The 18,896-nt window shown below is 65.1% G+C and carries 20 protein-coding genes; 8 read left to right on the top strand and 12 right to left on the bottom strand.

All coding sequences use genetic code 11. The annotated features are described in order from the left end of the window. Positions 1-117 precede the first annotated feature (117 nt). Positions 118-1,119, bottom strand: coding sequence for a hypothetical protein (locus SVXhr_RS14390; protein WP_275738227.1), 1,002 nt, complete (start codon positions 1,117-1,119; stop codon positions 118-120). Positions 1,120-1,613: 494 nt separating this feature from the next. On the opposite strand from SVXhr_RS14390, the gene SVXhr_RS14385 reads away from it, so the two are divergent. Continuing rightward, complete coding sequence (locus SVXhr_RS14385; RefSeq protein WP_275738225.1) at positions 1,614-1,814, top strand: hypothetical protein; 201 nt, start codon at positions 1,614-1,616, stop codon at positions 1,812-1,814. A 208-nt stretch (positions 1,815-2,022) separates the two neighbouring features. On the opposite strand, the gene SVXhr_RS14380 is transcribed toward SVXhr_RS14385, so the two are convergent. Together SVXhr_RS14380 and SVXhr_RS14375 are read right to left on the bottom strand one after the other, a co-directional pair. Beyond that, on the bottom strand, positions 2,023-2,454 hold the full coding sequence (locus SVXhr_RS14380; RefSeq protein WP_275738224.1) for a hypothetical protein: 432 nt from the start codon (positions 2,452-2,454) through the stop codon (positions 2,023-2,025). Positions 2,455-2,791: 337 nt separating this feature from the next. Further along, the gene (locus tag SVXhr_RS14375; protein ID WP_275738222.1) at positions 2,792-3,166 is read right to left on the bottom strand and encodes a cyclophilin-like fold protein; all 375 of its coding nucleotides are present in this window, start codon (positions 3,164-3,166) and stop codon (positions 2,792-2,794) included. A 201-nt stretch (positions 3,167-3,367) separates the two neighbouring features. On the opposite strand from SVXhr_RS14375, the gene SVXhr_RS14370 reads away from it, so the two are divergent. Beyond that, positions 3,368-4,651: a glycosyltransferase family 87 protein gene (locus SVXhr_RS14370; RefSeq protein WP_275738220.1), complete on the top strand. Its 1,284-nt coding sequence runs from the start codon at positions 3,368-3,370 to the stop codon at positions 4,649-4,651. Between the two features lie 12 nt (positions 4,652-4,663). Here the strand turns inward: SVXhr_RS14370 and SVXhr_RS14365 are convergent, their stop codons facing one another. The 3 genes from SVXhr_RS14365 to SVXhr_RS14355 all read right to left on the bottom strand — a co-directional run bounded on the left by SVXhr_RS14365 (position 4,664) and on the right by SVXhr_RS14355 (position 6,659). Further along, positions 4,664-5,305: an HAD family phosphatase gene (locus tag SVXhr_RS14365; RefSeq protein WP_275738217.1), complete on the bottom strand. Its 642-nt coding sequence runs from the start codon at positions 5,303-5,305 to the stop codon at positions 4,664-4,666. Between the two features lie 76 nt (positions 5,306-5,381). Continuing rightward, the gene (locus tag SVXhr_RS14360) at positions 5,382-5,957 is read right to left on the bottom strand and encodes a hypothetical protein (RefSeq protein ID WP_275738215.1); all 576 of its coding nucleotides are present in this window, start codon (positions 5,955-5,957) and stop codon (positions 5,382-5,384) included. Between the two features lie 84 nt (positions 5,958-6,041). Beyond that, positions 6,042-6,659 carry a thermonuclease family protein gene (locus tag SVXhr_RS14355; protein WP_275738213.1) on the bottom strand — a complete coding sequence of 206 codons (618 nt, stop codon included), beginning with the start codon at positions 6,657-6,659 and terminating at the stop codon, positions 6,042-6,044. A gap of 128 nt (positions 6,660-6,787) precedes the next feature. On the opposite strand from SVXhr_RS14355, the gene SVXhr_RS14350 reads away from it, so the two are divergent. From SVXhr_RS14350 to SVXhr_RS14330, 5 genes are all read left to right on the top strand, one after another. Then, positions 6,788-7,039: a hypothetical protein gene (locus SVXhr_RS14350; RefSeq protein ID WP_275738211.1), complete on the top strand. Its 252-nt coding sequence runs from the start codon at positions 6,788-6,790 to the stop codon at positions 7,037-7,039. A gap of 39 nt (positions 7,040-7,078) precedes the next feature. Beyond that, the gene (locus SVXhr_RS14345) at positions 7,079-7,957 is read left to right on the top strand and encodes a DUF2092 domain-containing protein (RefSeq protein WP_275738209.1); all 879 of its coding nucleotides are present in this window, start codon (positions 7,079-7,081) and stop codon (positions 7,955-7,957) included. 54 nt (positions 7,958-8,011) lie between these two features. Further along, entirely contained in the window at positions 8,012-8,137 is a 126-nt protein-coding gene (locus SVXhr_RS14340) for a hypothetical protein (protein ID WP_275738207.1), read from the top strand. Positions 8,138-8,580: 443 nt separating this feature from the next. Further along, complete coding sequence (locus SVXhr_RS14335) at positions 8,581-9,579, top strand: HAMP domain-containing sensor histidine kinase (protein ID WP_275738206.1); 999 nt, start codon at positions 8,581-8,583, stop codon at positions 9,577-9,579. A gap of 100 nt (positions 9,580-9,679) precedes the next feature. Further along, positions 9,680-10,336, top strand: a complete 657-nt coding sequence (locus tag SVXhr_RS14330; protein WP_275738204.1) for an AIM24 family protein — start codon at positions 9,680-9,682, stop codon at positions 10,334-10,336. Positions 10,337-10,360: 24 nt separating this feature from the next. On the opposite strand, the gene SVXhr_RS14325 is transcribed toward SVXhr_RS14330, so the two are convergent. Together SVXhr_RS14325 and SVXhr_RS14320 are read right to left on the bottom strand one after the other, a co-directional pair. Beyond that, positions 10,361-11,932 carry a bacterio-opsin activator domain-containing protein gene (locus tag SVXhr_RS14325; protein WP_275738202.1) on the bottom strand — a complete coding sequence of 524 codons (1,572 nt, stop codon included), beginning with the start codon at positions 11,930-11,932 and terminating at the stop codon, positions 10,361-10,363. A 52-nt stretch (positions 11,933-11,984) separates the two neighbouring features. After that, positions 11,985-12,647 carry a DUF5518 domain-containing protein gene (locus SVXhr_RS14320; RefSeq protein ID WP_275738200.1) on the bottom strand — a complete coding sequence of 221 codons (663 nt, stop codon included), beginning with the start codon at positions 12,645-12,647 and terminating at the stop codon, positions 11,985-11,987. 134 nt (positions 12,648-12,781) lie between these two features. On the opposite strand from SVXhr_RS14320, the gene SVXhr_RS14315 reads away from it, so the two are divergent. After that, on the top strand, positions 12,782-13,237 hold the full coding sequence (locus SVXhr_RS14315) for an RDD family protein (RefSeq protein ID WP_275738198.1): 456 nt from the start codon (positions 12,782-12,784) through the stop codon (positions 13,235-13,237). A 21-nt stretch (positions 13,238-13,258) separates the two neighbouring features. On the opposite strand, the gene SVXhr_RS14310 is transcribed toward SVXhr_RS14315, so the two are convergent. The 4 genes from SVXhr_RS14310 to SVXhr_RS14295 all read right to left on the bottom strand — a co-directional run bounded on the left by SVXhr_RS14310 (position 13,259) and on the right by SVXhr_RS14295 (position 18,633). After that, positions 13,259-14,605: a hypothetical protein gene (locus SVXhr_RS14310; RefSeq protein ID WP_275738196.1), complete on the bottom strand. Its 1,347-nt coding sequence runs from the start codon at positions 14,603-14,605 to the stop codon at positions 13,259-13,261. Positions 14,606-14,705: 100 nt separating this feature from the next. Next, positions 14,706-16,376 carry an ATP-binding protein gene (locus tag SVXhr_RS14305; protein ID WP_275738194.1) on the bottom strand — a complete coding sequence of 557 codons (1,671 nt, stop codon included), beginning with the start codon at positions 16,374-16,376 and terminating at the stop codon, positions 14,706-14,708. Further along, positions 16,373-18,031, bottom strand: coding sequence for a PAS domain-containing protein (locus SVXhr_RS14300; RefSeq protein ID WP_275738192.1), 1,659 nt, complete (start codon positions 18,029-18,031; stop codon positions 16,373-16,375). Before SVXhr_RS14300 ends, SVXhr_RS14305 begins: the two co-directional genes overlap by 4 nt. Before the next feature lie 170 nt (positions 18,032-18,201). Beyond that, positions 18,202-18,633 (bottom strand): winged helix-turn-helix domain-containing protein, encoded by a 432-nt coding sequence (locus tag SVXhr_RS14295; protein WP_275738190.1) that lies wholly within the window; start codon positions 18,631-18,633, stop codon positions 18,202-18,204. Positions 18,634-18,896: the final 263 nt, after the last annotated feature.

The following is an 18,896-nucleotide window of genomic DNA, read 5'->3' as shown; positions in this document are numbered from 1 at the left end:
CATCGCAATCCAGTAGTATGGTACCGGGGAACATGGTGCCGAGGTGATCGTTTGTCACTGTGTCCTCCTACATCAGGTGGAATGCTCCGTTCAGATCATTCGGCCCACTCCACTCATCTACGAACTCTCCCCTTCTCCCACATAATATTCCACGGCGGTCAAAAGTGACCCGTGGCTCCCTGGTAACGGCAAATACCACGGCGTTGGATCTATCACGTCCATTTCTGCTTCGGTCCGGAGCACTTTCTCACCGTCCGCAAACTCGTCAGCGACTCTGGCTGCGCTCGCCGCGAACACCGTCGGTGTTGCCTGTGTCTTCGCCCACGTGTGTTCCCATCTGATAGCATCAGCAGGATGGCCGTGCTTGATCAGCTGAATTTCGTCGGGCTCGTTGCTCCAACTCAGATCAATACTGACTGGCGTGACACCGGCATCCATCGAGAACCCCGTAATGTCGGAAGGGGCTTCGTTTTTGTAGGTTGGTGCCCCCTCGATCTGGCGAACTTCGTTTCTGGTGGCCACTCCGTAGTCATGGGTGGGCTCAAATCCCTCGAGCTTGTAGTTCTTGAAACCGTCCTCATCTATGGCTTCGCCTGGCCGCAGTTCGTACTCGCTCAGGGTGCTGATGAGTTGCTCGCCGTCTCGTTTCTGCCGGAAGACATATTCATCGACGAACAGTTGTCCGAACGCCCGTTCCACATCCTTGTTGGTAAACTGATCTCTGCCGGCGGCCTCCCCGATTGTGACTCTGCGACCACTCGTATCAGGGCACCCCCACTGGTCGGTCCACGCTTCCAGATTCGTGTCATCCGAGAACAGGCCGCTTGGTTCGAAGCACCCGCCCGATCGTGCTGAATCCGTTCGATCAGTTGCGCCTTTCAATCCTTCGTGTACCCTTTCGACGGCGCTTTGAGCGGGACTTTCGTCACTGGCCGCGCCGGTTGTGGCCTCGCTGTCACGGCGTTGGCGTCCCCCCGTCGTGTCGTGGGATCGTCGTCGTTCGTCGCCACGGCCGGTACTGACACTCCCGAGTAGGTAATCGACATGCCCGCTACTATCGACTGCAACTCGATAGCCGACGACGGCTTCGTTCTCACCGGTCACCGGCGACGGCATCATCGCAGCAGCATCCCCACCGTTCGACTGGGCCGCGATCTCGTCTGTATTCTTCAGTGCCCGTCGATTGGCCGTTTTGATGTCCGCCTCTGAGAGGGGAGATTCACTCGCGCCGAAGACGGTCTCGCTGACGGTTGTCGGTCCCATCACACTGCGTAATACAGGAACGCTTGCCAGTGCGAACGACGTAGACGCCAGCGAGAGGAACTTTCGTCGACGCATTATACACAATCTCCAATCCGATTATCATATCAGTCTTTCTATCCTGCTATCACATTTGCATGTTCGTGTCGACTGAGTGACCCCATACTCGGGACCACCCGTTTTCGCCAAGCCGCCGCAGTGGTGTGGGTCTTCTCTTGCCTAACGACGGTTGCAAGTGCACATTTCGCGTGGGCATTTTCAACCGGTGGTGCGTCCAGGCAGGTGGCGTTCTCGTCGCCGATGGTGTCAGTAGAACGAAAATTTTTATAAATATGCCTACAACCAATTCACACATGTCGCTGTCAAGAGACGCGCTCCTATTCAGTATCCTATTGATGCTGTGGGCAGTACAGACCGAAATAGGGGGAGTTGACCCCATCGCGGAACAGCAGGCAAAACTTCCGTTATTACTTGGAGGGATAGCGCTACTCGGAAGTGTTCTTTCGTCGCTGTACTCCATGCTTGAAGAGGCTGAGCCTGAGTCCTCGGGGTGACACGGACTACTACTGCGGTGATCCAGCCCCTAATCGACCGGGTATTGAGATTTTCAAGTACCTCATCTTTGGAATTCAGGAATGGGCCTGACGCTGCCCGTCGGCGGCGATACCGAGGAACTGAAGTTCGCGATCGAGGTGGCGCTCCCGGACGTGCCATTGGGCCGGTGGTGGAGGGCCGGTTGGTCGCGGTGGAGTGAATCTGGGGCTATCTGTTCGACCAGATGTCGGTCGGCAATTCACCACGTCGGAAGTTGAAGTCGATGTCGGTCGGCGCGCTCAGATTGTCCCGAAGTTTCCAGAGTGTGAACGTGTAGTCGTAGGTATACTCCGTTTCGCCGGGATCCGGATCCGAACCACCACCGATCGACATCTTCGCACCGTTTGCGTAGACGTGAATCGTTTGCTCGTCGATTCTGACATCTCTGTACTTTCCCAACCCATAGTCAGACGGGAGCGCACCGACGATCGCCGTGAAGAAGTATTCGCCCGGCTCGAACCGCTGTTGCAATTGGCGCATACTATCCTGTTCGTGACCCGTCAGATTTGCCCATCTCACGTTCCGTTCGATCCAGTCCGGATCGGTCGCAAGCCAGGCGTCCGCGGCCGGTGCCGCATCGAGGGTCGGTTGCCCCTTCACGTACGGTTCAAACGCGCGCCAGCTCAGATTCGTTCGTTTTCGCGCCCTCGGCTCCCCGAGAAGGCGACTGATTTCTGCACAACCGGCCGTCGATCCGAGTGCTGTCGCCACCACGCCGAGGAACCGTCGCCGATTAGTTTCATTTTGTCGTTCATCCATTCTCACAAATAATTCTCGTTACTGATTCAAATCATATAGGAGAAATATGAATTTGGCGATATGTATTTTCGTCCGACCGCTCGACGTTTTGCACACGCACGCTTGACCGGCGTGTCGTCGCTGCAGTCGTGGTCGGGATCAAATTCTTGCACGCGATTCGTCGGTGCGCCCGTGTTAATCACTCCACTGAATCGATCCGAACCGTCGCCCCGCCGTCGAGATCCGCCAGCGGACGCACGTCTTCGATCCGCGCGAGTGGCGCGACCGGGGCTGCCGCTTTCGGTGTCTCGTCGGTGCTCGCCGGCGTCGGTCCCCAGAACAGTGCGATCACTTCACCGCCTGCCCAGTAGGCGATCGTGCCGACCGGCACTTCCTCGCTCGTCGTCTCCGGCTGGCCGTCCAGACTCGCGTCGAAGTACAGTTCGTCACCCCACCGGGCCGCCTGGCCTTCGACCGGCAGGGCATCAGCCAGGGTGTCCCGAAGGTCGGGATTCTCGTCGAGCCATTCGGCTTCGAGCGTTCGATCGTCGACGGTGAGTTCGAGGTCCGACATCAGATCCGGGTACGCTTCCGTCCCTCTTGTAGCCGTCCGGTCGAAGCTGGCCCGATCGAGCCCTTTTCGCCTCAGTAGCACGTCATCCGGTGTCGGCGGGGCCACCGCTGGATCGAACCACCCTGGACGGGATTCGACTCCGAGCTAGCAACCCCAGTGTCGAACCGATACTTTTCTCCGAAGACCGGTTGGAGATGGGATATGGCGCTGCCGAACTCGATTCCGTCGGTGGGGGGTGGCGACCGGCCGAGCGGCCGGTGGTGGGTACGCCTTTCCCTCGTCGTCGGGCTGCTCGCCGGTCTCACCGCAGTCATTTCGATGGCCGTGGTTCGTCCGGCACAGTTCTCGGTCGCCACCGACGTCTACGCCCGGGCGGGCCGGGCCATGCTGGACGGCGAGGCGGTCTACGCCGTGAGCCCGACCGGTACCCCCGGATTCACGTTCAAGTACCCACCTGTCGTCGCCGTTCTCGCGATCGGGTACGGGCTCATCGGGCCGACCGCCGCTTACGTCACGCAGGTCGGCGTCAATCTGCTCGCACTCGGCACCCTTGCGTGGCTCGTCCTGGCTCGCCTCCCAACGAGGTCTCGGATCGACCGGCGACTCGCCGCGCTCGCGATCCTCGCCGCCGGGCCAGTCACCAGCACGTTCGTGATGGGACAGATATCCCCGGTCGTGGCCCTCTGTGTGGGTGGCGGCTTCCTCGTCGCCCTCACCGACCGCGCCTGGCGAGGAGGGGTCGGATTCGGGCTGGGGGCGCTCATCAAAGTCTATCCCGGCGGGACGTGGGCCTGGCTGTTTGCCCGGCGCTCCTGGCGGGCACTTGCCGTCGCGATCGGGGTCCTGGCCGTCGGGTGGCTAGGGAACCTCGTGGTCGGCATCGAGTTGACCCACTCCTACGTCACGACGGTCCTCTTTGAGGAGTCTTCGACCGCCGTCTTCGCGGGTGGGCCGCCGCTTCGACCGGCCCACGTGACCGTCATGCGTCCGCTGTCGGCACTGGGCGTCTCGGGCCCGTGGCTCTGGATCGGGGCTGCTGGCCTCCTCGGCCCGCCAGTGCTCGCGTGCTATCGTCGACTCGACGAGCCGGCCGGTGCCGAGACGGCCTTTCTCGCGACGGTGATCGGCCTGCTTGCGGTCGTCCCGCTGGAATGGTTTTACTTCACGCTCGCTGTCGCGCCCCTCGTCTTGGTCGCCTACCGGATCGAGAACCATCCGGCAGTACGCGTCCTCGCGATCGGCACGATCCTGCTCTGGCTCGCTATCCCGCCCGAGCCCCTGCTGATGATGACGAGCGACCTTCCGGCCGGGCTGGGTGGGGCTGCCACATGGCTGGCTACGGACGTCCTGCGACGGATTCAGCCCCCATTGATCGGCGCGTGCCTCGTGCTCGGGGCCTGTGTCTGGGTCCAGCACGACCTGGCGCGCGGTCGGGCCGTCTGTCGCCGGACGGCCGACGAGGAGACGTCGTTCACTCCGGACTGAGACGGTCGGTGCTTACAATCGTTCGAGCAGGCGCTCCCGCAACTCAGCGACGTCCTCGGCGACGACGTCCGGGATCGAGCGGTCGATGTCGTTGTGGACGCCGGTGAAGCCGATCGTGAACGCGCCCGCCGCTTTGGCCGCCGACGCCCCGTTCGTCGAGTCCTCGATCGCAATACAGTCAGTGGGATCCTCGCCGGCAAGCTCGGCCGCCCGCTCGTAGACATCCGGGGCGGGCTTGCCCGCTTCGACGTCGGCCGCGCTGACGATCGCGTCGAAATCGTCTTCGAGGTCGAACCGGTCGAGCACGACATCGATCCAGTGATGTGGCGAGGAGGTCACCAGCGAGACGCCGTGCCCGTCGGCGCGAACGTCCCGGAGCAGTTCGGGGACACCCGCGACGATTTCGGCCTCCTCGCCGTAGATCTGCCGACCCGCTTCCTCGAAGAGTTCGAGAAATTCCTCGCGAGAGATCGCCGCGCCGTAATTGTCGTCCAGATAGTCGTAGATCTCGCGGTAGTACATGCCCGTGGTCTCCTCTGGCGGGACCTCCTGGTCGGGGACCGTCGCCGGGTAGATGTCCTCGCTCTCGTGGCGCTTCCAGTGGGCCTCGGAACTGACGATCACGCCGTCCATGTCACAGAGGACTGCAGTCATACTTCGACGTTCGCCAGGCGAGACAAAGCCGTGGCGGTTCGTGGGTGGCCGAGCAACGGTGTCGCTGTGAGTCTCGTCAGTGGCCCTGGATCGCGTCGACGACCATCGCGGCGGCCACGATCGGCTCTTTCGGGACGTCACTCGCATCGTCGATCACGATGTCGTAGCGATCCTTCAGCGAGAGTTCGCCGTCGATCCGCCCGACGTGGTCGCCGTCGAGGTCCGTGATCTCGTATTTGTGTGGAATCCAGCCACCGAAGGGGACGTACGCTCGCGCCAGCGTCACCATCGCGCCCCGGGAGTTGATCTCCGCGAGTTTGGCCTCCGTCCGGGCGTCCCGGATCTTCCACGTGTCCTGGAAGATCGAGTAGTCGTTGTCGAGGATCACGATGTCCTCGCCGGTCCGGGCGTCGCTGAGGACGTAATCGCCGGCGACGTCGAGGATCCCGCCCGCCGTGACGGTGAAGACCTCCTCGCCGTCGGCGTCGACGAACGGGAACTTCTCTTTCAGCTTGAACAGCTTTTGCTTGCCCCGAAGCACGACGTTCCCCTGCTCGTCCTCGGCCCGGTACTTGTTGCGAATCAGCGACTGGACGACGGTGTAGCGGTCGTCGGTCAACTCGATGCCCTCGATGTCGTACGACTTGGTCATGCCTGCCCTGGTTTGACTCTGGTATATAAACCCACGGACATGGTTGGCCGTCCGGCGCGGGCTGCTCGGAACGATCGCCTCGGGCTACCGTGACCTGCCGCTGAACCCCCAGACGCCACTTTCGGCCGTCTGTGCCCGCACCTCGGCCGCGGCGAACCGATCGTACAGCCCGAACTCGGTCTCGTACAGCCGCGCGTAGCCCTTCTCGAGTAACTGCTCGCCGAACACCTCGCCGTCGACCACTACGTAGACGAGCAGTCGGCCGTATCCCCCACGGCTACCCGCCACCTCGTCGGTGACGATCCGGACGTCCTCGCCGGCCAGTCGCCGCTCGGCGAACGCCGTGGCGTTGTCAGCCCAGCCGCGAAGCCACGTTCGCCCGGCCTCCGTATCGGGAACGCCGTCCCACTCAGCGGGAGCCACTTCCGCGTAGGGTTCGGGCGTGTCCACGCCGAGCAACCGGACCCGCTCGGTGGACCCATTCGCGAACCGGACGTCCATCGTGTCGCCGTCGATCACCTCGACGACCGTCACCGTCCAGGTCTCCTCCGCCGGGAGTACTGGCGTCCCCGTCGCCGGCGTTTCCGCGGCGGTGCCACCGGTTTCTGGTGATGTGGCCGTCCCGGCGTCCGGCTGGATGCCCGGTAGCGTACAGCCGGCCAGCAGGACGGCGATCACGACAACCACGCTGGGTCCTTCCATACAGATATCATGTGTGCCGGGGACACGAACCTTCGGGCTCCGGTACACACTGTTTGGGGATCGCTTACACCGTGTGCGATCTGAGCGACCTCCATCAGGTTTTTCGGGATCTATACGTACTGTGTCACATGCAGACGCCCTCCACCTCCCGGCTTCGACCGCTCCTCCTGGTGTCGATCGCGATCCTCGCGGTCCTCACAGGCTGTGCAGGAGTGGGGAGCCAGCAGTCGGACCTGCCGACGGCGGAGGCGGTCGAGGGGTCGCTCGCCGATCTTGACGCAGTGAATGCGACGGTCGTGTCCACACTGGACGGGACACGAATCACGGCCCGGCAGACCGTGTTCGAGGTCGGAACCGACCGGCGTCGATCGACGACATAGACCGGTGAAACGCGGTCACTCGTCGTCGCAAACGACTCCGTGACGTGGCGATACGATCGAGCCGCGAACACCGTCCAGCGGACGCGACGGGTCGAGGGGGACCAGCAGTCAACCACCAGCATTTCGCGAGCGATGCGGTCGATCTTCGGGCGATTGAACGCACCGGCGGACGAGTCCGAGCGGGAAGCGGCACTCGATCCACTCATTTTACCCGCTGCCGGAAGCGGCGGCCCACAGCCGTTCACTGGACAGGTCGAGAGTTTCGAAAACGCCTCGCTGCACTACCAAGGGACCGGGACAGTCGCCGGTCGCGAGGCGTACGTCGTGGAAGCCGTCCCACAGGCGGACGTCAACACGGCCAATATCACGCTGTGGATCGACCAGGAGTGGTACTATCCGCTCCAGTGGAACTCGACGATCGTCGTCGATACGGAGCGACGGACCGTGACGACGACCTACCGGAACGTGACATTCAATCCCGCGATCCCGGCCGGCACGTTCACGTTCGACCCGCCGGCGAACGTGACGGTCACCGAACGGAGGATCGTCAGCCGGACTTTCGGGACCAGCGGTGAACTGGCTGCCGCAAGCGAGATGGCGATTCCCGATCCGGACGTGCCCGAACCCCTGGAGTTCGATTCCGCGCGATATTTCGACGACAACGGCACGGTCCGCACGTCACTCCAGTATACGAACGGGTCGGCGACCCTCCGGGTGACGAAGTCCGAACCGAGAGGCGACAGTGGTACTCTCCCCGAGGGCGATCGCCTCGACATCAACGGACAGGAGGCAGTGATCCAGTCGTTCGAAAGCGGCACGTCGCTGATCTGGTCCTGTGACGGATATCGCTATACGGTCTTTGGCGACGCCCCGAGAGAGACGGTCCGCGCCGTCGGCGAATCGATCGACTGCGGGTGAGCGGACGCGCCGTCCGCGGCGCTGTCAGGACCGTTCGTCGTCCGGAGTTCGCGGATGCACGTCGATCCCGTCGGAGCCGAGGTCGAAGTCGAACTCGCTGACGGTGGCGTGGAACCGCTTTCGGTGGTGGCCGTCCGGATCGAACTCCAGCTCCGTCCGGACGAGCCCGTGCTCGGCTAAGCGTTCGAGCCGTCTGTATATCGTCGGCCTGGACATGTCAGTCGCCGCACTGAGCTCCCGGCCCGTCCGGGGTTGCTCGACTACCAGTGACAGAAGCCGGCGAGCGTACGTATCCCCGAGCAGGGCGAGTATCGTCCCGCTTGGGACTGTGTCCGGTCGGGGTTCGTCTCCATGATCGACAGCGCCGTTGGGTGAGGGAGTTCCGTTCGGCGTTGAGCGGCATCCCTTCATGGCCGGATAGTCGTGCTGTACTCCCCTGAGTTCCCAGGCTAGGGATACTGAGTCGGTACCGTGGCCGTCCCCGTCGGTGGCGTCTGTATAACTAGCCTCCAGGGCTTTAGGCGACCGGGACGAACGGTGATCACCGCCATCGCACAAATGACGTCCGCAAGACCGTTCTCGATCGGAGCGCTACAGGGGCCGGACACAGCACCACGCGAGACATGACCGACAACCCCACGAGCATCGTCGACGCCGAGCAATGGCCCGACCCGGTCTGTCACTACGGGATCGAAGACGGAACCCCGGTCGTCGAAACGGTCAACGAAGCCTTCGAGACGACCTTCGGGCCCGTGGATGCGGGCGAACCGGTGGCCTCGCTGTTCGAGACGGTCGGGCTGTCGATCGTCCAGGGGCCTGACGAGCCGGCTGTCGTCGGGACGGCCGCCGATCAGTTCACCGTCGAAACGGGCACGCAGCCGTCCGAGTCGGGGGCGGCGTCGCATGACCGATATCTCCTGCGGGTCGTCCCCACGGACGGAAACGCCGGCGGGGTCCTCCTCTTTACTCCTGTGCCGACGGGGATCGCCCGGGCGGCCGACGAGATCGGGCTGGACCACGTGGCAAGTGTGATCAGCCACGACCTTCGCAACCCGCTGGATGTCGCCAAAGCCCGCTTGCGCGCGGCTCGGGAAACCGGCGAGGTCGAGCACTTCGAACACGTCGCTGACGCCCACGACCGGATGGAACGGATCGTCGGGGACGTGCTGACGCTGGCCAGGGGGGCCGACGTCGTCCAGCCGGATGGACGAGTCGATATCTCGGCCGCCGCCGAGCGGGCGTGGGCGACTGTCGAGACCGACGACGCCGACATCGTCGTCGAGAAATCGCTGCCCACGGTCGTCGCCGATCCCGACCGCCTGGGACGGCTCTTCGAGAACCTCTTCCGAAATTCGATCGAGCACGGCGGGACCGACGTGACGGTCACTGTCGGGCCGCTCGCTGACGCTCCCGGGTTCTACGTCGCCGACGACGGTCGCGGCATTCCGCCGGGGCGACGCGAGCGCGTTTTCGCGCCTGGATTCAGCACCGACGATCACGGGACCGGACTCGGGCTGTCGATCGTCGCCCGGATCGCCGACCACCACGGCTGGTCGGTCGCGGCCACCGATTCCGCGAGCGGGGGCGCTCGCTTCGAGATCACGGGTCTCGACACCGGTTGATCGCCGAGTCGGGTTTCCCGCTCGGAAACACGGTCTACCGGTTCTTTTGTTCGGCGAACTGATTCGAACCCGGAGTCTGTTCACACGGCTCTGTGAAACGATGAACGTAGACGAATTTACCGCCGAACACGCACCGACAGAGACCGAGGAGACGTTCGACCTGGAGAACAAATACACGCTCGACGTGGCCGTTTCAGGGTCGCTGCTGGCGAAGGCCGGCTCGATGGTCGCGTATACCGGCGACCTCACCTTCACCGGCCAGGCGACTCCGGAAGGCGGGATCACCGGCTTCATCAAGGAAGCCGCGACCGGCGAGGGGACGCCGATCATGCGCGTCGAGGGATCGGGCCACCTCTATCTCGCCGATCAGCGGAAGGAAATCCAGATCCTCCGACTGGACGACGGCGAATCACTCACCGTCAACGGCGAGGACATCCTCGCCTTCGAGTCGGGACTGTCCTACGAGATTACCGAGATCGACAGCCTCGCCGGAGCCTTTGCCGGCGGGTTCACCAACGTCGCACTCGAAGGCCCCGGTCACGTCGCGCTGACCACCCACGGCGATCCGGTCGTGATGGAACCGCCCGTCACGACCGATCCGGGCGCGACAGTTGCCTGGAGCGCGACCGCGCCCGAGGTCGAGGTCAACACCAACCTCTCGGACATGATCGGCCAGGAGTCCGGCGAACGCTTCCAGATGGAGTTCACCGATCCCGGCGGGTTCGTCGTCGTCCAGCCCTACGAAGAACACGCCTGAACTTCCGTCCGAGTCGCTCGGCCGTCAGCCGTCAGTCGCTGACCGGTCCACGTCGGGCCGTCGATCGGTCGCCTCGAACACGTCCGCCAGGAGCTTGCGCTGTCCGGCCCGGAGGTGATGCAACAGCGTCGGCCCGGTGATCCCGAGGGCATCGGCGACTTCCTCGGCGGAACTGCCGCGTGGTGATTCGAAGTAATTCGCAAAGAACGCCGTCCGAAGGGCCTCTTCCTGCCGGTCAGTCAGCCTGTCGGTCACGCTGTCCCGGACTTCCCCGGTCGTCCGTTCGTCCCGTCGGCGTTCCCGTTTTGCGATCACGGCGGCATCGTAGCGGCGGGTGATCGCGTCGGCGATCCGGCGGACGTCTTCCGACGGTGGGAGGTCGACGACGACCCGATCGCCGTCCGGGCCGAACGTGGCCGACTGGACTGTGCCGCCCTGACTGAGGAGTTGCCCGAGCGGCGTCTCGGCGCGCTGAACGACTTCGATCGAGCCCCCGCCGTCGTACTCGGCGACGGTTCGCGTCTCGATCACCGACTCGTGGTCCGCCAGCACCGCGCCGATTTCGTCCGGGGACCGCTCGGTATCGGCGTCGACGTAACAGCGAAGCTCCTCGCCCTGCGCGAGCACGCCTGTCACGTCGATCCGGGCGTCGGTCTCGGCGGCCGTGGCGACGAGTGGCGCGGCGGGATCTGCCAACCGGAACGTGAGCTCGACGACCCGTTCGGACGAGAGCAACGACCGGTTGCGGGTCGCGTTGATGGCGAACCCGGCCATCTCCCCGACGGTCCCGAAACTCTCGCGTTCGCGTTCGGAGAAGGCGTTGCGTTCGGCCGCGTAGATACCGACGACGCCGTAGACGCTCGATCCGTACGTCAGCGGCACCGCGAGCAGCGATCCCAACCCGTCGGCGAACGCCGCTCGACGAATGTCTTCAGGGACGGACTTGTCCTCGCCGAGTGACCCGACGATCGTCGGTGCGCCCCGTTCGATCGTACGCAGTTCGGGGATATCCGCGTCGCCGTCGAGTGCCGTCTTGAGCTGTTCGAGCGTGCGGCCGGTCGTCCCAGCGGCGGCCTGCAGCACGATTTCCCCGGATCCGACCGCGCGCTCGCCGACCCAGGCGAACGCGTAGATGTCGGTCCCGCCCAGCCGCCGGCAGATGGTCTCGGCGATCTCCTCGCGCGTCGAGGCCCCGACGAGGTCGCCCAGCACGTCCGCGATGAGTTCGTTTCCGATCGTCAGCCGGCGGAGGTCCGATCGTAGCGAGTCGAGTCGCTGCTCGCGTCGGCGGCCGTCGGTCTCGTCCCGGAGGTAGACGTAGACGGCGTCGTCACCGGGGACGAGATCGACCGCGAGCCACCGATCCAGTTCCGGGTAGTATTCCACGAAGGACAGCTCCGCGTCCGGTGGCGTCTCGAACGCCTGAGGGACGCGCCCCTCGACGGATGCCGGAAAGACGGTATCGATCGGCTCGCCGGCACTGGCGGCCGCGTCCACCGCGAGCATGGACGCCGCAGCGTCGTTGCCGTCCCGAACGACGCCGTCCGGACTCACTTCGAGGATTCCGATCGGTGCGTGCTCGAACCCGGTGTCCATCGTGTTGCATCACCGTGTGGCGGGCTGTTAAGGGTGTTCCCCCATTCGGCTCTCAGGACTGGAGCTGGCGTCCAATGTAGCCGCCGAGAGCGCTCAGCCCGACGAAGTACGTCGTGGTGAGGGCAGCCACGATCGCGAGGACGACGACACCGGTCGCTTTCATCGATTCGGGAAACCCCGTGAACACCCCGACGCTCACGAACACGAGGCCGATGAGAGCCGGAATGATCGTGAACAGGCCGGCGAACGTGCCAGCCGCGATGCCGCTTGTCTCGCGGTCAGCCGAGAGGTACCCCGCGGTCCCGCCACCGAGGAGCGGTGAGAGCGGGATGACGCTGAGAACGACGTTGACGACTGCGCCGGCCACGCCGACGATCCATCGCGGCGTCCTTCGGCCACTACGCCGTGCCCGGCCGTGTGCCACGACGACGGCAACGCCCAGCAGCACGGTATAGATGCCGGCAGCGACCAGGCCCAGGCCGCCCCATTCACCGAGCGAGACCGTCGCGGAGATCGCCTCCGCTTCGGTGAGCATGTCGGACTGAAACCCGCGCTCCCGGATGAGCCTCGCTATCTCCGACCGATCGATCCCGAAGTAAAACACCGCGCCCCCGAGGGCAGCCAGGAGGCCCAACACGCCTAGTGCCCCGCCGATCACCCAGTCGAGTGGCCGGTCGAAGGCAGGGTTCGGTGCAGTCTCGGGACTCGTGTCCACTTCTTGTGTAGATAATTCGAACGTTCCCATATTGGTCCCAACGGGGTCAAGGGACAAATCAGGAGTGGTATGTTTCACCGGGAGAAACGAACGATACTGCTCTTTAGGTCCTGGCGATCACGTCTCGGACGATAATGACGTCGAATACTGATCGGCGGTGTGGCGTCGGCATTCGCGGCGTCGCGATGGCGATAGACTCGATCGTCTGGATCGCCCTGTTCATGGTCGTCGTCTCCGCGGTCGGCTTCGTGAGCGGCGACTTACAGACGACGAGCGAGGGGATCGAGACGAATCTCGAAGGTGGCCCTGCAGTCGTCGGACTGGCGCTGTGGCTCGCCGTCTCGATCTGCTATCACACGGTGCTGGAATGGCGGTGGGGCAAGACCGTCGGGAAGTACCTCGTCAGCATCACGGTGACGCGACCGGACGGCTCACCGCCGTCGTTTCTGGGCTCGCTCCTTCGGAACCTCTTCCGGCTCATCGACTGGTTGCCCTTCGTTTACCTGGTCGGGATCGTCACGATCGCGGTCTCGAAATCGGACAGACGGCTCGGTGACCGGGTGGGAAACACCATCGTGATACGAACCTGAGCGGCGGCTGGATTACCAGTATCAGGGGAATTCCTTCCGAGCGACGACGCCGGACGTGCCGTCGACGGTGGCCGTCACAATGACCGTATCGCCAGTAGGATCGACGTAGAGGTACATGTACAGGCCAGATCGGGGTGTCGTCGTCGAGGCCTCGGAGTCCGTTTGGACGGCTGAAAACGTGACTTCGTCGGCCTGGAGTTCTTTGACGATCCCGACCCGGACGCGATTGTCGCCTTCCACGTAGGTAAACTCGAAGGCCCCCTCGGGAACTGCTTTCGCGACCGCGTCGGGCGGATCGACGGCCTCGCTCGCGTCTGGCTCCCCGGTCGCCGTCCGGTCGGGCCGGGTGAACTCGAAGTCGAGCACGTCCTCGCTGTAGGTCCCGCTTGCGGTCACGCGTTCGTCTTTGACCGTCACCGAGTGGTCTTCGCTCTCGGACCCGAACCGGGATTCGAACTGCTCGGCGGTCGCGTCCTCGAGCGGACGCCGGGCGGCGAGGGCAGCCGTGACCTCGCCGCTGTCGGCGTCGAAACGCACCGACGCGAGAACGTCGTCGTCTTCCCTGAGGAGGTCGGCTACGGGACGCTCGGCCGGATCGCCGAAATACGCGTCCCCGAGGTCGATCGGTCCCAGCCACCCGCCCGCGACGTGGCCGTCGCCAGCCGTCTTCAGTAGCCACCTGAACGGTTCGGTCTCCTCGATTTCCCTGGCGCGGTCGTCCGCCGTGGCCTCGACGACGCCTCGGATCGCTTCGCTCGTATCGGCGACGAGGACGGCGGTCTCACTGATCGCCGTGACGCCGTCCAGTGTCTCGTCGTCGCTCGGTTCGTACAGGGTGAACTCCCCGATCGACCCGCTTTCTTCGAGTTGTATGCCACCAGTGGGGTCGTCGGATCCGGCACGCAACCGCTCTGTGGCTTCGTCGAGGTCGATCTCGCCCCGTCCGACGGCCACGGTATCCGCCATGAACAGCTCGTCGATACCGCGGTCGGGCTGTGCCGGATCGATGAGATAGTCGAGACCGGACACGGCAATGGCAATGGAGGCTCCGGCGACCAGCCGCCCGCCGATCTCAAGCGGCCAGGTGAGCAACGGATCATCGACACTGTCGGCGCCAGAAATCTCGGTCAGGACTTCGCCGGGGCCGCCGGTCGCGTCCGCGGGAAGGATCAGCGGCAACAGTTCCTCGCCCGCCGTCGTCTCTCTTGCGATACTGAAGTCCAAATAGCCGACGCGGACGCCGCCAGCTGTCGCCGGGATCCACTCCGCGTAGGACGGCGTATCGTCGTCCGCGAGGCAGCCGCCGAGTGCGACGACAGTCGCGGCCGCGCCGAGTTCCAGAAACCGACGTCGGTGGAGGGCTGTCATGGGTATAGCGAGGGCTGGGCCGGTGACCGGCCAGCTTGACGGAAGCGTTTGGCGACCAGCGCCATAAACGATGTCTTTACACACCTCGTCGTGACCATAGTTACGCTCCCTCCGCCGTCCGCTCGGGGCGGCTCGACGTGGCAAAGTCCGGCAGGTCGACGACCACGACGCTCCCGCGTGGCTCCCGGTCTCCGAACGATAGGTCCCCACCCAGCCGCGTTACGGTCCAGTAGACCAGCCAGAGGCCGATCCCACTGCCGTGTCTGACTGGCGTCTCCTCACCGTCGAGGAGGACGGCCCGCTCCTCGGGTGGGATCCCCGGGCCGTCGTCTGCGACCTCGATCCGCCCACCGGCGGCCGTCGAGCGGACGCGGATCGTCACTGACGGTGTCTCCCGGTCGGTGTGGGTCACGGCGTTCTCGAGCAGTTCCACGACCACGAGTTCGATGGCGTCGCGATCGGATCGAAGCTTGACGCTCGCCGGCGTGTCGAGCGTGATGTCGCCGTCCACGCCCCCGTCGGCGACCGACCGCACGATCGCGACGAGGTCACACGCTTCGCGATCGAGGCGTGCCTCCGTCAGGACGCGCTCGGATCGCTCGACGGCGTCGGCGAGCTCGACCAGCCCGCTCGCGAGCGTTCCGATCCGGTCGACGTACTGACTGGCCTCCGCCGCCGGGAGTTCCCCGTCGCGGATCGGTTCCGCGAACCCGCGGATCGCGTCGAGGTCGTTCCGGAGGTTGTGTCGGATCACCCTGTTGAGGACCTGAATCCGCTGTTCCCGGGTCCGACGATCCGTCACGTCCTCGAACCGGTAGGCACGGCCGCGGCCCTCGTCGATCGCGGTCCGGTCGACGACGAACTCCCGTCGCCCGGCGGTTGTCTTGAGCGTGATCGGCTGCTCGACAGACGGATCCTCAGGGATGTCTACCACGTCCGCGAGCGACTGGTCCCGGAGTCGGGTGGTCCCGACGCCGAAGGTGTCCGCGGCGGCCCGGTTCACGTCCAGCAGTCGGCCGGTTCGATCGACGACGATCACGGGCGCGGACATCGCGTCGAGGGCAGTCTCGCGTGCGAGATGCCCCGCCGCAGCCGCGCGCTCGAAGGCGTCGGTACCGAACGAGATCCAGGCGAAGACTGCGATGATAGCGATCAACTGGAGGAAGACGACGCCATAGATCGATGCGCCGCCCACTCGGCCGCCGTACCCGATCGAGAGCGGGAGAAACGAGATCCCGACCCCTGCGAAGACGAACGCCACCGCGGAGCCAAGTGGCAGGTCGTCATACGCCACCGCCGACCTGACGAGCAAGATCACGCCGAGCAAGCCCAGCGAGAACACGGTCACCTGCAGGCCGAACGTCGTGAGATACGACAGTTGCCCGAGCAGGCCCAGCCGTATCCTGCCCGTCTGCTGGCCCCACGTGACCGCCGTGCTCGCGACCGTCAGGCCGCCCAGGACCACGATCACCACCCAGCGCCACGGCGTGATCGCCGGCCCGCGGCCGGTGTACTCGAAGACGAACGCGATCCACAACAGCGACACGAAGGCGTACCCCCCGATGAGGAGCAACTCGCTGACCGCGTCGAGTTCGATCGGCACTGCCCCGGAGCGGCCCAACGCGATCGTCGCGCCGAGGCCGGCCAGCAGCATGGCGACCAGCGCGTACGGGACGGCCCCCGGATGCTCGCGCCGTGCGGTTCGCCCCGCGATCAGGACCCCAGCCCCCAGCACGATGACACCGAGAACGGTCCAGACGGGGCGGATCACTTTCCGTCACCCCCGCCCGGTGCCGGTGGGGCCGCTCCGCGTGCGTCAGCCGTCGGGAGCCCAACGACGACCGCCCATCGCCCGTCGTCGGTCCGCTCCGCCGAGAGCTGTCCACCGAGTTGTTCGAGCGCCAGGCGTGTGACCGCAAGCGGGAGGTCGGCGTCGCGTTCCTGCTCCCCACACTCGGCCCCAACCGGGCGATCGTCGGTGATCCGGATTGCCGGCCCGTCAGTGTCGAGGGCGATCTCGACCCGCGTCACTGCGTTGCCACAGGCGTCTTCGAGCACTGGTTCGAGGAGCGACGATAGCAAGGTCGGGGTCACTGTGGTATCGATCGGCTCTCCGGGCACGTCGATCGCGATCTGTGGACCCGGCTCGGTGGCGATCGAGTCACGGAGTTCACGAACGACGGGCCGAATGTCGAGTCGCTGCTCCGGGGTGACCGCCCCCTCGGCGATGGCACGCTCGATCGAGCGCGTCCCCGCGACGAGCGTCGTGAGTTCGGTCGTCCGCTCCCAGATCCGATCCGCGAGCGCCGCGGCGTCGCCATCCCCCGGCTCGGCGGTCCACGACGCCGTCTCGTCGGCCACCGCGGCCATGCGTCCCCGGACCACCTCGACGAGGAACTGACTGAGCAGGGTTAGCTGTTCCTCCCGCTGTCGTCTGTCGGTCACGTCCGTACAGCGAACCAGATAGCCGAACGAACGGTCTCTCCCGTCGGTGACAGGATCGGCCGTCACGGATAGCGTCGTCCCGTCCGCGAGTTCGACTCGAAGCGGTTCCCCGTCCCCCGCTAGCTCCCCCGGAGCGACGGGCGTCGGGAAGAGCGACTCGATCGGCTCGTCCAGGGCCGACGCCCGCGAGACGTCGAACAGCCGTTCCGCGGCAGGATTGAGGTCGTGCAGCTGCCCCCGCCGGTCGGCGATGAGCACGCCGTCGGCCAGTTCGTCGACAACCCGATCGCGGCCCAGAACCCGTGCGGCCGGTGGCGTCTCGAAGACTGGGTAACGAACGACGGCAACCACCACCAGCCCACACCCAACCGACGTGAGCGCGGGCAGGAGGATCGGCCGTTCGAATAGCTGCGCGACGAAACTCCCGGCGAGCAACACGATCGCACCGGCGGACAGCAACACCGGTTCCCGGAGCGGGACTGCCTGCTGTCCGATCGACGTCCACAGGAGCAAGAACACGCCGATTGTCACCAGAAATCCCACCAGGAGGTACGCCACCGTCAACAGCTGAAAGGCGATCGTCGACGGGTCACCGAGTGCGACCCCCGCGATCGCGACGGCACCGAGCGACACTCCCGCGACGATCCCCGCAGTCACCTGCGTTACGCGTCGCGACCGACCGGTGTATCGAAACGCGAACAGTACCCACAGCCCGCCGACGATCACCGCGGTAGTCGTCCCGACCACGACCCACGCCGTCGCATCGAGGTCCCAGCCGGTCACCGCGAGCGTCGCGTTCGGCGGCGTGAGATCGGCGACCAGCAGGTGCAGGACGGTGCCCACGGCCGTGGCCAGGCCGACGCCCAGGAGTGCCCGGGCACTGCCCCGTTTGCGATCGCCCAGCAGGGTTACGACCAGCCCAACAGCTACCAGCGCCGCGAACGCGGTGATACCGAGGCGGAGTACAGTGAGGGGCGCCATGTGTCCGTGGTCTATCGACTGTCGCGTCGGTCCGAAGCCATCGACGTGGCGGCCCCGGCCGAGAGCAGGGGCCGACTATATCTGCCCGTGATCGCTGGCGTGTGGGTTCGACTGGCGGCCCGCGCCACTTGGATACCGGGGGTCGCGAGATCCGGCTGAGACGCGACTGCTCAGTCGTTCGCCGGGACGGGCGTCGACTGCTCGACGTGGGGGCCGGACGGGCGGGCTGATTCGAGGACCACCGTTATCTCGCCGTCGTCGAAGGTCACCGCAACCGAGTCGACGACGGGGCGATACACTTTGTGGTGGTGGCCCTCGGCCGCGTCGATCCGGTGCTCGGTTTCGAGCATCCCGAGATCAACGAGCGCGTTGAGCCGTCGGAACGCTGTCGGCCGGGACATGTCGGTTGCCGCCGCGACCTCCCGCCCGCTCCGGGGTTGATCGAGGACGGCCTCGACGGCCGCTCGCGTGTACTCGTCGCCAAGGGCTTCGAGCAGCGCCGTCGGGTCGTCGTGGTGCCGTTCGTCGTTTCGATCCGTGGCGGAGGGGGTGGCTGCCGGTGCGTCGGGACCAACTCGGGGTCGGAGTGGTTCGCTCGACATCTGTACATCGGGAGAGGTGTCCCGGGGCCGTATCGATGGCAGCTAGTTATCGAGGCGGCGGTCTTCGACACCCTCTAGCTATACAGACACGAGCGATCAACGCCGGTCGGCACCCCTCGATTTCGGCATGGGGGCGAGGAACGCCGCTGTCCGTCGCCGGAAGGGCCGGCATTTATATAAAGAGCGAGGCGAATACCCTGACCCACCGTGGTCGGGGATGAAGCCGTCACACCAGGACACAAACCATTAAGTCGACATATCTC

The organism is Halorhabdus sp. SVX81 (assembly GCF_029207715.1).
In the GTDB taxonomy this organism is placed as follows: Archaea; Halobacteriota; Halobacteria; order Halobacteriales; family Haloarculaceae; genus Halorhabdus.
The sequence above is the reverse complement of the archived record's forward strand: the minus strand, read 5'-3'. Positions and strand labels throughout refer to the sequence as shown.

Excerpts from the sequence above, each read along its gene's own strand:
- SVXhr_RS14340 (WP_275738207.1), top strand. The coding sequence starts at position 8,012 with ATGCACGTCGATCCCGTCGGAGCCGAGGTCGAAGTCGAACTCGCTGAC.
- SVXhr_RS14355 (WP_275738213.1), bottom strand. The coding sequence starts at position 6,659 with ATGGAAGGACCCAGCGTGGTTGTCGTGATCGCCGTCCTGCTGGCCGGC.
- SVXhr_RS14350 (WP_275738211.1), top strand. The coding sequence starts at position 6,788 with ATGCAGACGCCCTCCACCTCCCGGCTTCGACCGCTCCTCCTGGTGTCG.
- SVXhr_RS14360 (WP_275738215.1), bottom strand. The coding sequence starts at position 5,957 with ATGACCAAGTCGTACGACATCGAGGGCATCGAGTTGACCGACGACCGC.
- SVXhr_RS14335 (WP_275738206.1), top strand. The coding sequence starts at position 8,581 with ATGACCGACAACCCCACGAGCATCGTCGACGCCGAGCAATGGCCCGAC.
- SVXhr_RS14300 (WP_275738192.1), bottom strand. The coding sequence starts at position 18,031 with ATGGCGCCCCTCACTGTACTCCGCCTCGGTATCACCGCGTTCGCGGCG.
- SVXhr_RS14310 (WP_275738196.1), bottom strand. The coding sequence starts at position 14,605 with ATGACAGCCCTCCACCGACGTCGGTTTCTGGAACTCGGCGCGGCCGCG.
- SVXhr_RS14375 (WP_275738222.1), bottom strand. The coding sequence starts at position 3,166 with ATGTCGGACCTCGAACTCACCGTCGACGATCGAACGCTCGAAGCCGAA.
- SVXhr_RS14365 (WP_275738217.1), bottom strand. The coding sequence starts at position 5,305 with ATGACTGCAGTCCTCTGTGACATGGACGGCGTGATCGTCAGTTCCGAG.
- SVXhr_RS14330 (WP_275738204.1), top strand. The coding sequence starts at position 9,680 with ATGAACGTAGACGAATTTACCGCCGAACACGCACCGACAGAGACCGAG.
- SVXhr_RS14370 (WP_275738220.1), top strand. The coding sequence starts at position 3,368 with ATGGCGCTGCCGAACTCGATTCCGTCGGTGGGGGGTGGCGACCGGCCG.
- SVXhr_RS14385 (WP_275738225.1), top strand. The coding sequence starts at position 1,614 with ATGTCGCTGTCAAGAGACGCGCTCCTATTCAGTATCCTATTGATGCTG.
- SVXhr_RS14390 (WP_275738227.1), bottom strand. The coding sequence starts at position 1,119 with ATGATGCCGTCGCCGGTGACCGGTGAGAACGAAGCCGTCGTCGGCTAT.
- SVXhr_RS14315 (WP_275738198.1), top strand. The coding sequence starts at position 12,782 with ATGACGTCGAATACTGATCGGCGGTGTGGCGTCGGCATTCGCGGCGTC.
- SVXhr_RS14325 (WP_275738202.1), bottom strand. The coding sequence starts at position 11,932 with ATGGACACCGGGTTCGAGCACGCACCGATCGGAATCCTCGAAGTGAGT.
- SVXhr_RS14295 (WP_275738190.1), bottom strand. The coding sequence starts at position 18,633 with ATGTCGAGCGAACCACTCCGACCCCGAGTTGGTCCCGACGCACCGGCA.